A 15,510-nucleotide genomic window follows, 5' to 3' on the forward strand; every position below is an offset into this window, starting at 1 on the left:
ACGACAATCATCAAGTTAGGAAAGTCTATGCTAGTCATCGGAGAGATGAGTTTCATGGGTGGTACTTTGATTCTCAATCTCTCCCGTTCCTTTGTCTAATTCACATTAGACGTAAATTTGCTATTTCTGTGACTCAGCACTACTGAGGCTGAGAGATTTTGGATCGTTCTTTGCCTGCGCGGATTCTGACTCGGTGGCTAAGTTAGTGGCGGCTAATTTTATCTGAAGCCGCTTGTGCTGTCTTTCCTGGACTAATAACCCGCCTAGATGAATCAGAGCGATCGCGATCGCTCCCACGGATAAAATGTAGCTGTGTAGGGTGTAGAGGTGTTCGACAGTAGCTGTAGTAATGGCTCCACCACCTGTAACGATGTCTCGCAGCTGGGAGCCAATAAAAGGAATGGCTTCGATAGTTCCCAATTCGATGCTCAGACGCCAGTAGCCGAGTTGAGTCCAGTCGAGAATCATCGCCGTCCAACCGAGCGCGATCGCGGTTAATGTCAATAGAATGCCACTAATCCAAGCAGTTAACCAACTATTCGTAAATTGTCGCCCCAGAAACATCACGACAATTTCGATTAAAGACACTGCAATTAACCCATTTCCCGCGAGATCGTGAACGCGGAGAATCACCCAGCCATTGGAAACTTCATTTGCGATCGCTTGCAGGGAATCATAAGCACCACCCGCCGCCGGTTCGTAGTAGAAAGCTAACAGGATTCCAGTCACAGCAGCGATTAGGCTCAAGGTTAGAATCCCAACAGCCAGGATCGTAGCCAGACGCCGAAGGACAAATTCATACTGCTCGGTTTTCATGGCTAAACTTTACTTTTCTTAACATTAGTCAAATGCTAGCCAGTTACAGAAGGAATTTCGTTGTCCTAACAGCGTATGCCTAAAGGCTGAATCGTTGTGATGAGTCATGAGTGATTCGCCAACCGCCAATGACTCATCAGCATTACCCATGTCATGCCAAATACTCCACCCAAGACGGTAAAGCGACTGGCGAACCGTACCAAATTCCAGGAGTTCTGGGTGAGTGCTTGACACCTTCGATAACCAGATTGGTTGCTCCCTCCAGATGAGCGGCTTCAATCGGCGTAATCCCATCTCCCCAAGTGTTACCAATCCCGCAGGTAAGTTTGTAACTGCTATAGGCTAGCCACTGCCCCGGACGCCTCGCCCCGAAGATAGATTTACCGGCAACGCAGATATAACGCACCGTTGAGTAGAAGGCTCCTGGATAGTTCATCTTGACAAAATCTAGATTTTTCCGCGTCCAGCGTTCCCCGCTGATATGGGGCGTTCCCAAGGTGACAAGCGTGGCAACATAAGGGTGAGCGTGCCACAAACCAGCGTCTTCTGTGACATCTCTGTGAATAGAATAAGGTTTTTCCCCCAGGTAGATCCGGGAAATCCAGCCGCCAGCGGAGTGACCAATCAGGTTAAGCTGAGAAACGTTGTATTGCTGCAACATTTGTTTTACCGTGCGGTCGAGTTGCCGCAAAATCGGAATCATCGACCGTCCTCCTACAGTGGGCACCCAATCCCGACTTCGCAAGGGTACGGTTACAGTGGGGAAACCCGATTCTTGTAGAGATTGTTCGAGTGGACGGTAGGCGATCGCGCCTTCGAGATATCCGGGCAAAATGACAGTCGGTAAAGGCATTTGAGATTTTGGGTTTTGGCTTTTAGATTTTAAATTTTATTGTGCAATCAGGTATCTTGTACGGCATTGGCGTGGGTCCTGGCGACCCAGAACTGATTACAGTGAAAGGACTCGGCATTTTGCAACGGGTGCCAGTGGTGGCTTTTCCCGCTGGGTTACACGGTAAGCCAGGAATCGCTCAGCAGATGGTGGCTCAATGGTTGAATCCCCGCCAAGTGCAATTAGCTTTAACTTTTCCTTACGTACAAGAAAGCGAGATTTTGACTCAGGCGTGGCAAGTCGCAGCCCAAGAAGTCTGGCAATCTCTAAAATTGGGTCAAGATGTTGCTTTTGTCTCGGAAGGCGATGTCAGTTTCTATAGCACGTTTACCTATTTGGCGCAGACACTGCAACAACTGCATCCTGAAGTAATAGTGCAGACAGTGCCGGGAATCTGTTCCCCTTTGGCGGCGGCAGCGGTGTTAGGAATTCCACTGACAATTCGCGCTCAGCGCCTTGTTGTGTTACCAGCGATCTACACGGTAGGAGAGTTGGAAGCCGTTTTAGAATGGGCAGATGTGGTGGTGCTGATGAAAGTGAGTTCAGTTTACGAGCAAGTTTGGAAAGTGTTGCAGCAGCGCGGGTTGCTGGAACGTAGCTGGGTTGTGGAACGGGCAACGCTACCAGAGCAGGTAATTTATGCGGGGTTAAGCGATCGCCCGAATCTGAAATTGCCTTACTTTTCTTTATTAATTGTGCAAGTAAACGAGTCAGTGGATTAATTTCTTCAGGAACTTGAGGAGAGTGGCAACTTTTGGGCTTTTTTTCCAGTCTTGGCGATTGGGTCAGAGAACCTGAAAATTAACTTTTAAGCATTTTAGACTGAAATAATTGAGATTAAAATTCAGAATCTGAAACTAATATAAAAGCGGAGTGCTTGTTTTGATCGCGATCGCGTGCTTGCCGCACGTACCCACCTGACCTGATTCCCAGCCTGTCCTGTCGCTGAGGAGTGTAACTTACCTGCTATGTCCTATCTCTCATTCATTAGAAACCTGCCTGAAAAGTTAACTCAGCCGCCTCTGATTGCAGCTTTGGCTTCCGTGGGCATCCACGGAGTGCTGGCGATGACCCTTCCCAGTTTATCCGCGTCCTCCAAACCGGAAGAGCAGAAGCCGCGAGGGACTGTCAAAGTTGTGGAGTTAACACCGGCAGAGCAAAGCCGCATTCCGCAACTTGCACCGCCGCCCGTGTCGCTGCCACCGAGTCCCAACCAAACCCAGCTGTTGCCACCTTTGCCGCCGCCGTCTTCCGTATTGCCGCCGATCCCTAGCTCCCCACCCTACAAATTTCCGCTGAACTCCACACCGCAACCTAACACAGGGGCTGGGTTGCCGGAGATTTTTCAGAGATCGAGCGATCGCCGTCAGCAAAGAGCTAGGCAAAATCCTTTCAATCCCAACAACCCAAACTTTATCGTAGGACGGCTTCCCGACCCCCCCAAAGTTCCCCAATCAGGTTCTCGGAAAGTTACACAGCAAGAGATTCGCCGTCGCCTGTTTCAGGGATTGCCCGCTGGTGTCCAGCCGGGGCAGGACGACATTTCCGCTCTATTTCCGCCGCCACCGCCCACTTCCGATCAACAGACACCTTTCAACCCTTCTGAGGAATCTTCTGGGAAACAGCCGCCTATCGATTTTGGACAACAGACGCCTAGCAATCCCAAGCCACAGAGGTCGATTGATTTTGGACAACAGACGCCAAATTCGGAATCACAAATAGCAGCGAATTCCGAACAACAAACGTCTAAAAATTCTGAGCAACAACCTCCAGCGACTTCCGGACAACAGACGCCTCCTCTTTCTCCACAACAAATAGCAATGGCGCGGCGCGAACTGCAACGGCAGCAAGTCCTTGCTGATATACGGCAGCAACGTCGAAACTACGCCTATGACGGCAATGGCACTCGTGATGACGATTACAGACAAAAGTTAGCGGGTTGGGGTTCTAGACTCAACAAAGTCCCATCGAAAGAACAAGAAATTACGCTGACTTCTCAATTTCGTGCGTGCTTTATTAAGAAGCCGGAAGTAACTGCTTTAGTTGGGGCGCAGGTGGATGCTAAAGGTAGTGTCACGACCGAACTGCTTAGGAGTTCTGGTTACAACATTTTGAATGAGAAAGCGCAGGAAGTCGTTAAGGCTCATTCCTTTGGTGCAAAGGAACAAGTTTATGTTGTTCAGGTCAAGTTTGCGTACAACGAAAAAGATTGTCCGCCGATGACAGCTTCACGAGAAGCTCGAAATTCTCAAGAAGTTCAAGATTCTAGAAAACCACGAGATTCTCAAGAATCCTCTGAGTCTCAAAAACCACGGGATTCTCAAAATTCCCAAAACTCCCCTGCGCCGAGAAAACTACGAGATTCTCAAGAAGCTCAAGATTCTAGAAAACCACGAGATTCTCAAGAATCCTCTGAGTCTCAAAAACCGCGGGATTCTCAAAATTCCCAAAACTCCCCTGAGCCGAGAAAACCACGAGATTCTCAAGAATCCTCTGAGTCTCAAAAACCACGAGATTCTCAAAATTCCCAAAACTCCCCTGAGTCGAGAAAACCACGAGATTCTCAAGAAGCTCAAGATTCTAGAAAACCACGAAATTCTCAAGAATCCTCTGAGTCTCAAAAACCACGAGATTCTCAAAATTCCCAAAACTCCCCTGAGCCGAGAAAACCACGAGATTCTCAAGAAGCTCAAGATTCTAGAAAACCACGAGATTCTCAAGAATCCTCTGAGTCTCAAAAACCACGGGAATCTCAAGAATCCTCGGAGTCCAAAAAACCGCAAGATTCTCAAAATTCTCAAAACTCACCTGAGCCGAGAAAACCACAAGAATCTCCGGATTCTCAAAATTCTCAACAGACACCCTGAATATAGTTCACAAGAAGCGAAGACAGTATTAGACAGTCAGTTGGGTTGAGGAACGAACCCCAACCAATACTTATGCGTGTTGAGGTTCGTTCTTCAAGCTAGCCTACAACTCTCAATAAACTCAAAACTCACGTGGGAGTAAGCGGCTAGTGGTTGGAATCCATCTGGATTCATTAAAAGCGCCCTCTTGCAGGATAATAAACCCTTGGACTTTTGCGACTTCCTCTATGGCTTTAGATGCTTCCTTCTTGGCTCAGCTGCAAAATTCATCTGAGCGATTAATTCAGCTACTGGATAACTTTGCCCAAGCACGGGTGCTGGTTGTCGGGGATCTTACCCTCGATGAGTTTCTGACGGGTCAAGTGGAACGAATTTCTCGTGAAGCACCTGTGTTGATTCTGCGCCACGAAAATACCCGGCAGGTACCTGGGGGTGGAGCAAATGCCGTCTATAACCTGGCAACGTTGGGGGCACAGGTGAAGGTGGCTGGATTAGTCGGAAAGGATGACCAAGGGCAAGCATTGCGCCATATCTTTGAGGCAGCTGGAATTGATACCAGTGGAATGTTGCTCGATCCAGACCGCCCGACGGTGACGAAAACCCGGATTTCTGGTCATGCTCGGCAGTCGGTGACTCAGCAGATTGTGCGAGTTGACCGGAAATCGGATGAGTTGCCAGATCCAGATTTGCAGCTACAGCTTGCTGAGTATATTCAGCAACATCTAGATACAGTGGATGCAGTAGTTTGCTCAGATTATGGCGATGGCGTTTTTACTCAGCCTGTAATTGAGGCGGCGTTGTCTCACCAGAAGACAATAGTGGATGCTCAAGTCGGTCTCCAAAGATACCAAGGAGCGACGCTGTTTACGCCAAATTTGCCGGAGGCGGAGCAAGCGGTGGGGTATGCGATCGCGTCTGGGCAAATCACCCAAGCTGGACGCGACCTCTTGGCACTGACTCAAGCTCAGCAAATGCTGATTACTCGCGGTGAAGAGGGCATGAGTTTGTTTGACCGCAACGGGACGGAGCAGCATATCCCAGCGTTCAACCGTACTGATGTGTTTGATGTGACTGGGGCTGGAGATACTGTGGTAGCGGCGCTGACGCTAAGCTTAGTTGTTGGGGCGTCATTCTGGGAAGCGGCGGTTTTGGGAAATTTGGCGGCTAGTATCGTGGTACGCCAATTTGGAACGGCAACCACTAGCCCAGAAGAGATGAAGGCGGCTTTACTGGCGTTGTTAGAAGAAGAATAAACGAACCGCCAAGACGCAGAGTCCGCAGAGGGAAGAAAAGGAGAGAGTTTGATGAGAGGAAGCCGTCGGTTGTTGGTGACAGGTGGGGCTGGGTTTATTGGTTCCAATTTTGTGCATTATTGGGGTAAGGCTTACCCTGACGATCGAGTGTTGGTACTAGATGCGCTCACTTATGCAGGGAATCGCTATAATTTGGCGTCCTTGGAGGGGCAAGAAAATTTTCGGTTTGTCAAGGGGGATATTTGCGATCGCGCTTTATTAGACTCACTCTTACAAGAAGAAAATATTGATACAGTAGCTCACTTTGCCGCTGAATCCCACGTTGACCGCTCAATTTTAGGTCCTGGTGCCTTCATTCAAACCAATATTGTCGGCACATTCACCCTATTAGAAGCTTTTCGGAAACATTGGGAAGGAAGGCAAGAGGGGATATTTCTTCATGTTTCCACTGATGAAGTCTACGGTAGCCTAAATCCCAGCGATCGCGCATTTACAGAAACAACGCCCTATGCCCCAAATAGTCCCTATTCCGCATCGAAGGCGGGTAGCGACCATTTAGTCCGCGCCTATTACCACACCTATGGCGTCCCCACCATTATCACCAATTGCTCTAACAATTACGGCCCTTATCAGTTTCCTGAAAAGCTCATTCCCTTGATGTGTATCAATATCTTAATCGGCAAATCTTTGCCTGTTTATGGGGATGGACAGAATATCCGGGATTGGCTATATGTTGGCGATCATTGCAGCGCTTTGGACGTGGTGATTCATCGCGGAAAACTAGGCGAAACTTACAATATTGGCGGCAATAATGAAGTTAAAAATCTTGACTTAGTGAATATGTTGTGCCAGCTAATGGATGAATTAGCACCTAATTTACCCGTGCATCCTTGCAAAAAATTGATCGCATTTGTGAAGGATCGACCGGGGCACGATCGTCGCTATGCGATTGATAGCACTAAATTAAAAACTGAGTTAGGGTGGACTCCTTCTGTAACGGTTGAAGAAGGTTTACGACGCACTGTTGAATGGTATCTCACTCACCGCAATTGGTGGGAACCGTTACTGTCTGAGGAGTACCAAGCTTATTATCGCCAGGTTTATGTTTCTTAAAAATTTCCTACCTTAACGCGAATAGCACTGATTTAAGAGCCGTAAAATAAATTTCCGGCTTCACCACGCAAACCCATTGAAACAAATTGAAATCGCTATCTAGTTGGCTTTAGCTAACTTTAGAGATTAGCTAGCCCGAAATTTGTTTCAGGGCAGAGCTGTGGGTAAGGCTAAGCTTAAGCCAGTGCAATTCGATTTAAGTTTCTTATGCCCCAGCTCCAGGGGGCCAAGTTGTGTAGAGGAAAACGCTCACGGCGGCGATCGCGAGTAATCCCTGAATCAAATTTCCAATCAGCGAACCCACCACAATGCCTATCCCGGCTTTCAGCGCTAGCTTGATTCTTGGCTCAAATTCTAAATCGCGTCGGTAGAGAAACTCTCCAGTAATCGCTCCCAGAAGCGGTCCGATCAAAATTCCGATCAGTGGCCCCGCAACTAGAAAAGCGGGTAACAATCCCAAAAAGCCTAGCACCAAGCCAACAATGGCTCCAATCTGCCCCCACTTGCTAGCCCCTGCTTGTTGCGCCCCCAAGTAGGTTGCTAAGAGATCGACGCCAACGCTAAGTAGCAACACTAGGATAGCAACGCCCAGCGCCACAGACACGCTGCTAAAACTGTGAACGGCTCCCCAAACCACAATAGCAATCACAATCAAGCTAGTTCCAGGAATGCCGGGAACCACTGCGCCCACGACGCCAACGAGCATGAGGACAACGAGAAGCCAGTAGAGAATCGTCATGGATATTTAAATTCCAGCGGGTGCAACATCATCTAAGTGGTAGCTGAGAGTAACGTCTAGTTTTTCAGCAATCCCAGCTATCCAGTTTTCATCTTGCTTGGTGTAACTGCGCGGAGCATTGGCACCTAAAATCAAGACGCCTTGATTGCCAATCGGCTGACAGATCGCTCCTTGAGTATTCTCTGGTAGATAGTCAAATTCAATCCGTCCTGGGTATATTTTTAGAGCCACTAGATAAACGGGTTTTTGTTTTTCCAACACCCGCTGTAGAATCGGCCCTGGTTTTACTTCTGGGTTGACGCCTAAGATACCCCGCCGCAACAACACTCGTCCTTTGTACCAAACGACGAGCGATCGCGTCCCAGTGTTCGTGAGCAACAGATGCGATGCCCAAGCCAGTTCTATCTTTACGGCTTCCGGCAAGTCGGGTGCTAATTCAAACCCCTCCTCACCGATGAGTTGGACAGCTTCAGGCGATCGCGGCTGCACCTGCTGCCACAGCAACCCCGTTAAAATTAACACCGCACTGATAATCACGCCCAACGCATCCGAACGAGCTTGAGAATCCGCTAGCTGCGGTGTCAATAAACGGTTAATCAACAGCAGTACCCCTGCCAACCCACCAACCACAAGGGGGAGTTGTCGTAGAACCTGATTTTGATCTGGCTTAGCCATTCTCTTAGTGCTGAGGATTGAGGGCTGAGGAATGAGTAGGAATAAAAGAGTAGAAATTTTCTCACCTTTTAACGTAATTCATTCTTCATCCTTCAGTTCAGATTTCATCCGGCTCAATGATCCGTTGAAACAAATAGCCAGTGCCTCGCGCCGTCAGTATTAGCTCTGGATTGCTCGGATCGTCCTCTAACTTTGCCCGAAGGCGCGAGATATGCACATCCACCACGCGAGTGTCTACGTGGCGTTCTGGCGTATATCCCCACACCTCTTGCAAAATCTCAGAACGGGAAAAAGGTTCTCCAGAACGGCTGACTAATAACTCCAGCAGACTGAACTCCATTCCGGTAAGCCGAATTCGCTCATCGCCTTTATAGACTTGCCGCTTATTGGTGTCAATCTTGATATTCCCGACATGGATGACGCCAGAACTGGGAATCCCAGAGGCACCCGTTTTGTCTACGCGCCGCAACACAGAGCGGATGCGGGCTTCCAGTTCCTTGGGGGAAAAAGGCTTGACAACGTAATCATCTGCACCCAGCTCTAAACCAGTGATGCGGTCGGCGACATCCCCTAAAGCCGTTAGCATGATAATTGGCACATCCGATTCCTTCCGCAATTCCTGACAGACGCCGTAGCCATCTAGCTTTGGCATCATCACATCCAAAACTACTAAGTCAGGAGTGGCATTGCGAAAGGTATCCAGCGCTTCTTCTCCATCGGCAGCCGTCACGACATCGTAGCCAATCATGGAAAGGCGCGTTTCCAGAATGCGACGGATGCTAGCTTCATCGTCAACTACCAGAATTTTTTCTTTATGGCTTTCCAAGCTCGTCAACGCTCCTTAAGTTCCGATTTCTAATCGTTAATTTTAGATACCATTACATTAAGATATCATTCTGTTTAGTCGGTTTGGAAAGCCTGAAATCCTCACAGTTGCTGGATTTTTATATTCTCTTATTCCTTGCGATTTATTAAGATTCTTTAACAAATCGAGAATGGTGCATGGCAAAGCCGCGAACTAACTATGTTTGTAACGAATGTGGGTCAGAATCTTCACAATGGTTTGGCAAGTGTCCCGCCTGCGGCACCTACAACTCCCTGGAAGAGCAGTTTGTGTCCCAGCTTAATTCTTCCCTTCCCAGCCGGGGTTTGCAAAGCTCACAGCGCAATGGCAAATTAGCTGCCAAAGCACCCCAGGCGAGGGCATCGCTGACATTCGCGCAAATTACCGATAAGTATCAGGAGCGGTGGACTTCTGGTTATGGAGAATTTGATCGCGTACTGGGCGGGGGGGTTGTTCCTGGCTCTTTGGTGTTAATTGGTGGCGATCCGGGCATTGGTAAGTCAACGCTGCTGCTGCAAACGGCGAATCAGATGTCGCAGATGTATCGCATTCTCTATGTCTGTGGGGAAGAATCGGGACAACAAGTGAAACTGCGAGCTTCGCGTTTGGGTGTTAGCAACCTGAATCCGGATCGGGAAAAAAACGGCGATCGCGTGTCTCTCCAGCCAGAAATAGAGGCATCTGTAGAGACATCTGTAGAGACATCTGTAGAGACTCCGGTGACATCTATCTCAGCGGGTGCGGATCTGTATGTGTTGGCAGAAACCGATTTAGAAGAGATTATCAGGGAGTTGGAATCTCTGAAACCGAATGTGGCAGTAATTGATAGCGTGCAGACGATTTACTTACCGTCTCTAACGTCGGCAGCGGGATCGGTGGCGCAGGTGCGGGAATGTACTGCTGCATTGATGAAGGTGGCAAAGAGAGAGAGTATCACCCTGCTGATTGTGGGACACGTTACTAAGGAGGGCGCGATCGCTGGGCCAAAAGTCCTAGAACACCTAGTAGATACCGTATTGTATTTTGAAGGCGATCGCTTTGCTTCTCATCGGCTTCTGCGTTCTGTCAAAAACCGCTTCGGCGCAACTCACGAAATTGGCGTTTTTGAAATGGCAGATCGAGGACTCCGAGAAGTTTCTAATCCCTCGGAGTTATTTTTGGGCAATCGGGACGAAGTGGTTCCGGGTACCGCCCTTGTCGTCGCCTGCGAAGGCACTCGCCCGATTGTCGTGGAACTGCAAGCCTTAGTGAGTCCAACCAGTTATAGTTCCCCCCGCCGCTCAACGACGGGTGTTGATTACAACCGACTGCTACAAATTTTGGCAGTATTAGAAAAACGAGTCGGCATCCCTTTATCTAAATTAGATTCTTATGTGGCTTCAGCGGGGGGTTTGAGTGTAGAAGAACCTGCTGTCGATTTGGGAATGGCGATCGCAGTTGTGGCTTCTTTTCGCGATCGCGTTGTCGATCCCCGCACTGTCTTAATTGGCGAAGTTGGCTTAGGCGGACAAGTCCGCGCTGTCTCCCAAATGGAACTGCGCCTGAAAGAAGCCGCCAAACTAGGCTTTAAGCGAGCAATTGTCCCCAAAGGGCAAACTTTCCCAGAATTGGGATTAGAAATTGTACCCGTCGCCAAAGTTATCGATGCCATCATTGCTGCTATCCCAGCCTCTCATCATCATGATGATGAAGAAATGCTAGATGATGATGATGAATAGACGGCATTAAGGTGCAAGTGGTAGCGCTTGGGGAATGATGCGCGATCGCCTTTATTGCGTTTTTTAGGCATCTTGTATCATTTTGGAATCTATCCATTTCACCAATTTTTGTAATATACGCTCTCTCAAAAACCGTTATTAAGCGGAACCAAGGAGAAAGCGAATATAGCAATTCTATTTGAGTTGTGAGCCAGCTCTTCAGATCCCCGACTTCTCTAGGAAGTCAGGGATCTCGCTTTCCCGCATCATTTAGGCTTGCTGTATATTGGCTCAAAAAAATGAATTTATTTATATCCCCAATTATAGAAATTTAACTTTCAATCCCTTAAGAAAATAAACTTTTTATAAAACTAAATAGTTTTATTTGTTAATATTTACCCGCAATTTTATCCGTAATATTACTGATGCACAAATACAAAAAAATAGGCTGAATTAAGAAAAGGGTTAATAATAATTAACTGTCTGGGTGCAGATAATCGATCCTGTTATTGATGAAGAACTCTGGTAAATCTTAACAGAGAGTTACAGCCAATCCAGCACCCAGATTCAGTTTAATTTAGCAATGAATATTACTACCAAGAAAAACGCATGGAAGCTTGAAAGCTCAGTTCCATTATGGTTTTTCGCTTTTGTTCCTTATAAAATAGGTGAAGGCCTACTAATTATACTAATGCCCCTATTTATCATTCAGGTAGTAGGGGGAACCGTCTCTGATGTCGCTAAAGTAAACTCACTGATCGCCCTAGTAGGTATGTTTGCCTTCATTTTATGGGGCAACCTATCAGATAAGATGGGCTATCGTACTCCCTTCTTGATATTGGGATTTCTGGGATTCACTCTCTGCACATCAATGCTCAGCTTTAGCGATAACCTCTCACAAGTATTAATTCTTGGCAGTGTGGGGGGCTTTTTCATGGCAACAATTACCCCAGTAGGTTCAGCATTGGTACTGGATAGTTTTCCCGAACAGGAGTGGCCTAAGTTTTTCGGTAAATTCTATCAGGTAACAGGATGGAGTTTTGTCGCTAGTGTTCTATTCGGGATGCTCTGGCTCAACTTTGCTTCCAAATGCGTGGGCAATGTTGCAGCAATGCGCGGATTATTATTATTTGCAGGTGTTGTTTCGTCGCTGAGTTTACTTCTGTGCTTTCTTTGGGTAAAAGAACCGAAATTTGTTCGCAAACGCCGAAAATTTAATCCGAAACTGCTAGGACAATTGACTGTAGGAGTGATTGAAAGACGAGCAGTTTTTTACCCATCCCGCGCCCTCTACTTTGTACTGCGCCCAAGCTCTCTGAGCCAAGCGGTTCAGCCACTAGGAAGCCCTTTAGGGCGTTATTATCTATGTTCTTTACTATTTTTCGTTGCCATCAACCTGGTTATTGTGCCCTTCCCGGTTTTTCTCACCAACACATTAAAAGCTACGAATACTCAGGTATTCTTAATTGCCTTAGTTAAGTCAACAATAGAGTCTTGGTTGTACGTTCCTGTCGGTCATTGGGTGCATCAGCGACCTGGTATCAAACTCCAAGCCCAGGCTACGGCTCTTAGGGGTGGCGTTTTTGGAATTTTTGTCTTGTTGGCTTTAATTCCGCCTCAACCGAGCAGTCTGGCGTTCGTTGGATTAGCTCAGATATTAAGCGGTATTACTTGGGCAGCGATCGCTGTATCTAGTAGCACGGCAGTGGGTATACTGGCTGGCAAAGACAAGGAAGGTTCGGCAATTGGGTTTTACAACGCAATAATTGGGGCATCAGGCGCACTGGGTAGCTTGGGAAGCGGATACCTTGCTGCTACCTTTGGGTATAGCGTTTGTTTTGGGATAGGCGCACTATTGACAGCATTCACTGCATGGTTGCTTTGGCAACTACAGCCTGTTGTATTAGCCAAAACGTCCTGAGTGGCTTTTGGGCTTTGTAAATAGAAGATACTAGGCAACAATTTTTGAAATGGCCGGGCAAGTGCAAACTCCGGCAAGTGCAAACAAAGACAAATTCTTGAGCGCGATCGCTTGCACTCTGTCTGATTCTGTCTGATTCTGTCTGATTCTGTCTGATTCTGTCTGATGAGGATGCGATCGCATTGCCCCAAATTGTTTCTTGTCTATTTTTATACAACTGTAAGCAAATAGACACTTGTCCTCCTTTGCATCCGACCCAAGTTTGATATTCTGCTAACCACAAAAACAAATCGAAGAATACGGAAGCTTTATCTAATCTTCATAATTTAGTTAAGTATTAATATTCAGCAAAACTCCTTAAAGCCAAGGAAATAGCAGCTTTATAGTTTTACCTACTCTATTTGTAGGTAAATCAAGATATTTTTTTGATAAAGATTCCGTGAACCTACTGGGAATTCATAGCAAGCTATGTAAGTATTTTTAAGTAGACGCCTGTATTTTATAAATATTATGTACAACTCTTCCGAAAGCTCACCTTTAAGCACACGTACAAATTTTGATACGCACAGTGGATGGATTTTGGGAAACCCCATGCAAATCAGCCGACGCAACCGCCGCTTGCTCTTTTGCGCGTTCCTGCTTTTAGGGTTTGTAGGGTGTGTTTTTGGAATATTGCTGGGAGCGGGTCTGGATATTGGAAAAGCTATACTGGCATTTATCGTCTTGTGGGCAGGATTGTGTACTCTTAGTGCCCGCTAAGCGTAAAACGAGAACGATTTTATAGGTCTAGTAGGAAATTAAGCAGATTTTACTCAATTTGCCTAAATAAAGACCTAAATAAAGAAAAGAAGCGCTCAGTTTGCATTCAAAAATTCCAGATATCCATTGCTGAGTTCTTTTACGGCTAATTCATAAAATTGCTTGCCGTGTTCGGGTGTTGCCAAAGCGGGATTAGAACCCATACGCCCATCAGGATAACGGTTACGGAAATCAGTAGCACCATAAATTGGGTGTCCAGAAGCGACTTGATCTGAGAGGGGCGCTTGTTTAATGGCTTCTGGATAGACGTACTGAGTGAGGGCAACTTCACTAGGGGTGGCATGAGAACCTTCTTGGTCTTTATATAGCTCTTTTGCCAGCTTGTAGACAGAACTGCACATGAACCAGTTGCCGACTTGACACTGCACTAACTGGGCATTGGGAATATTTAAATCAGCTAAATGAGCGTAAGTTTCCGAGAAAGCCGCCTTTAGCGTCGCAATATTACCGCCGTGACCATTAATAAAGAAAAATTTGGTAAATCCAGCCCTAGCTAAACAGAGGATATAGTCTCGAATTAGCTGAATCATGGTGCTGGGGCGCAGGCTAATTGTGCCAGGAAAAGCCGTATGGTGCAGCGCCATGCCAACATTGATAGTAGGGGCTACCATTGCGTCAATCGCTTCGCCAACCCCGCGCGCGATCGCTTCTGCACAAATTGCATCTGTCCCAATCAACCCAGTTGGCCCGTGTTGCTCTGTCGAACCAATCGGGAAAATTATCCCCTGAGAACGGTTGAGATAGACTTCTACTTCAGGCCAGGTACTTAAGTGCAGCAGCATAATCAGAATAATCAGAAATGTTGGGCGATCGCTAAAGATAAATTTGGGCGAAACAGCGCACCGACTCCATCCTAGCTGGGTTGAGGGGTCATGTACTCGAAAAGGAATCTCTGAGGCAGCAATTTTGTTGTATGAATGAGGATGGAATTACACTCTCAAGTTCCCCAATTATGCTTTCCCTCGACCTCCCGAAGAACCCATCTAGTCCAGAATTAGGGCGAACAAGCCAGATCCTAATTGTTGAAGATGAGGATCTCATCCGGGAAATGATAGTTTTGGCTCTAGAAGAGGAAGGTTTCGAGGTGGTAACAGCCGCCGATGGGCGTACCGCTTTGACATTTCTTCAGGGTGAGACCCCTGCTACGGTAGATTTCCCCTTTGACCTGATTATTCTCGATTTAATGCTTCCTCAGGTCAATGGCTTGGATCTTTGTCGCTTGTTACGGTATCAAGGAAATCCAGTCCCGATTTTGATTCTCAGTGCTAAAGCAACTGAAACTGACCGAGTTTTAGGTCTAGAAGTGGGAGCCGATGACTATTTAACCAAGCCATTTAGTATGCGGGAGTTAATTGCCCGTTGTCGTGCCTTATTGCGACGCCAACGACTTGGCGGATTGCCCCAAGCGCCAGTGCTGCAATTCAAGGATGTGACGCTTTATCCCCAAGAGTGTCGCGTGATTGTTCGGGGCGAGCAAGTTAACCTATCACCCAAAGAATTCCGCTTGCTGGACTTATTTATGAGTTATCCGCGTCGAGTTTGGTCGCGGGAGCAGCTGATCGATCAGGTGTGGGGTCCAGATTTTGTGGGGGACAGTAAAACAGTAGATGTTCACATTCGCTGGTTGCGAGAAAAATTAGAACGCGATCCTAGCCAACCAGAATACGTAATTACGGTACGTGGGTTTGGTTATCGGTTCGGCTAAAAGATGCAATATGAAGAAGGAAGAGTGAATTTTCAACCTTCCTTCTTCATCAGTAGAGGGGCACAACTAAACATGGCTGGTAGCGGTCGATGGTTGAGAGGCGCTGTTTTTATGAATCACTCCCCCCAACCATTCCCATCACCTTACGTTTATTGGCACTCACCTCTAC

At 47.2% G+C, this 15,510-nt stretch carries 13 protein-coding genes; 7 read left to right on the forward strand and 6 right to left on the reverse strand.

The window, feature by feature from the left end; genetic code table 11:
- Window positions 1-120: 120 nt before the first annotated feature.
- Both NC996_RS16880 and NC996_RS16885 read right to left on the reverse strand, forming a co-directional pair.
- The gene (locus NC996_RS16880; protein ID WP_190441204.1) at window positions 121-816 is read right to left on the reverse strand and encodes a cytochrome b N-terminal domain-containing protein; all 696 of its coding nucleotides are present in this window, start codon (window positions 814-816) and stop codon (window positions 121-123) included.
- A gap of 151 nt (window positions 817-967) precedes the next feature.
- A complete protein-coding gene (locus tag NC996_RS16885) occupies window positions 968-1,669 on the reverse strand; it encodes an alpha/beta hydrolase (protein ID WP_190682935.1) in 702 nt (233 codons plus the stop codon).
- A gap of 41 nt (window positions 1,670-1,710) precedes the next feature.
- Here NC996_RS16885 and NC996_RS16890 point away from each other — a divergent pair, with 41 nt between their 5' ends.
- From NC996_RS16890 to rfbB, 4 genes are all read left to right on the forward strand, one after another.
- A complete protein-coding gene (locus NC996_RS16890; protein WP_190415225.1) occupies window positions 1,711-2,430 on the forward strand; it encodes a precorrin-2 C(20)-methyltransferase in 720 nt (239 codons plus the stop codon).
- Window positions 2,431-2,676: 246 nt separating this feature from the next.
- Entirely contained in the window at window positions 2,677-4,575 is a 1,899-nt protein-coding gene (locus tag NC996_RS16895; RefSeq protein WP_190682938.1) for a hypothetical protein, read from the forward strand.
- Window positions 4,576-4,802: 227 nt separating this feature from the next.
- Window positions 4,803-5,828 carry a D-glycero-beta-D-manno-heptose-7-phosphate kinase gene (gene rfaE1 / locus NC996_RS16900; protein WP_190427557.1) on the forward strand — a complete coding sequence of 342 codons (1,026 nt, stop codon included), beginning with the start codon at window positions 4,803-4,805 and terminating at the stop codon, window positions 5,826-5,828.
- Between the two features lie 51 nt (window positions 5,829-5,879).
- A complete protein-coding gene (gene rfbB / locus NC996_RS16905) occupies window positions 5,880-6,941 on the forward strand; it encodes a dTDP-glucose 4,6-dehydratase (RefSeq protein ID WP_190682941.1) in 1,062 nt (353 codons plus the stop codon).
- A 205-nt stretch (window positions 6,942-7,146) separates the two neighbouring features.
- Here rfbB and NC996_RS16910 read toward each other — a convergent pair whose 3' ends face one another.
- The 3 genes from NC996_RS16910 to rpaB form a co-directional block, all read right to left on the reverse strand.
- Window positions 7,147-7,680, reverse strand: coding sequence for a DUF456 family protein (locus tag NC996_RS16910; RefSeq protein WP_190415217.1), 534 nt, complete (start codon window positions 7,678-7,680; stop codon window positions 7,147-7,149).
- Window positions 7,681-7,686: 6 nt separating this feature from the next.
- Entirely contained in the window at window positions 7,687-8,355 is a 669-nt protein-coding gene (locus tag NC996_RS16915) for a cofactor assembly of complex C subunit B (RefSeq protein ID WP_190682944.1), read from the reverse strand.
- Window positions 8,356-8,452: 97 nt separating this feature from the next.
- The gene (rpaB, locus tag NC996_RS16920; RefSeq protein ID WP_190415215.1) at window positions 8,453-9,181 is read right to left on the reverse strand and encodes a response regulator transcription factor RpaB; all 729 of its coding nucleotides are present in this window, start codon (window positions 9,179-9,181) and stop codon (window positions 8,453-8,455) included.
- 176 nt (window positions 9,182-9,357) lie between these two features.
- On the opposite strand from rpaB, the gene radA reads away from it, so the two are divergent.
- Complete coding sequence (gene radA / locus NC996_RS16925) at window positions 9,358-10,917, forward strand: DNA repair protein RadA (RefSeq protein ID WP_190682947.1); 1,560 nt, start codon at window positions 9,358-9,360, stop codon at window positions 10,915-10,917.
- A gap of 562 nt (window positions 10,918-11,479) precedes the next feature.
- A complete protein-coding gene (locus NC996_RS16930; RefSeq protein WP_190682951.1) occupies window positions 11,480-12,817 on the forward strand; it encodes an MFS transporter in 1,338 nt (445 codons plus the stop codon).
- Window positions 12,818-13,671: 854 nt separating this feature from the next.
- Here the strand turns inward: NC996_RS16930 and NC996_RS16935 are convergent.
- Window positions 13,672-14,418, reverse strand: coding sequence for a creatininase family protein (locus NC996_RS16935; RefSeq protein WP_190415210.1), 747 nt, complete (start codon window positions 14,416-14,418; stop codon window positions 13,672-13,674).
- A gap of 170 nt (window positions 14,419-14,588) precedes the next feature.
- On the opposite strand from NC996_RS16935, the gene NC996_RS16940 reads away from it, so the two are divergent.
- On the forward strand, window positions 14,589-15,341 hold the full coding sequence (locus NC996_RS16940; RefSeq protein WP_190415208.1) for a response regulator transcription factor: 753 nt from the start codon (window positions 14,589-14,591) through the stop codon (window positions 15,339-15,341).
- The last annotated feature ends 169 nt before the right edge of the window (window positions 15,342-15,510 follow it).

It is taken from the genome of Trichocoleus sp. ST-U2 (genome assembly GCF_039961875.1).
Lineage (GTDB): Bacteria > Cyanobacteriota > Cyanobacteriia > Cyanobacteriales > FACHB-T130 > FACHB-T130.

Coding starts and splice junctions, on each gene's coding strand:
- NC996_RS16885 (WP_190682935.1), bottom strand. CDS start 1,669: ATGCCTTTACCGACTGTCATTTTGCCCGGATATCTCGAAGGCGCGATC.
- NC996_RS16880 (WP_190441204.1), bottom strand. CDS start 816: ATGAAAACCGAGCAGTATGAATTTGTCCTTCGGCGTCTGGCTACGATC.
- NC996_RS16935 (WP_190415210.1), bottom strand. CDS start 14,418: ATGCTGCTGCACTTAAGTACCTGGCCTGAAGTAGAAGTCTATCTCAAC.
- rfaE1 (WP_190427557.1), top strand. CDS start 4,803: ATGGCTTTAGATGCTTCCTTCTTGGCTCAGCTGCAAAATTCATCTGAG.
- rfbB (WP_190682941.1), top strand. CDS start 5,880: ATGAGAGGAAGCCGTCGGTTGTTGGTGACAGGTGGGGCTGGGTTTATT.
- NC996_RS16915 (WP_190682944.1), bottom strand. CDS start 8,355: ATGGCTAAGCCAGATCAAAATCAGGTTCTACGACAACTCCCCCTTGTG.
- NC996_RS16910 (WP_190415217.1), bottom strand. CDS start 7,680: ATGACGATTCTCTACTGGCTTCTCGTTGTCCTCATGCTCGTTGGCGTC.
- NC996_RS16895 (WP_190682938.1), top strand. CDS start 2,677: ATGTCCTATCTCTCATTCATTAGAAACCTGCCTGAAAAGTTAACTCAG.
- radA (WP_190682947.1), top strand. CDS start 9,358: ATGGCAAAGCCGCGAACTAACTATGTTTGTAACGAATGTGGGTCAGAA.
- NC996_RS16940 (WP_190415208.1), top strand. CDS start 14,589: ATGCTTTCCCTCGACCTCCCGAAGAACCCATCTAGTCCAGAATTAGGG.
- NC996_RS16930 (WP_190682951.1), top strand. CDS start 11,480: ATGAATATTACTACCAAGAAAAACGCATGGAAGCTTGAAAGCTCAGTT.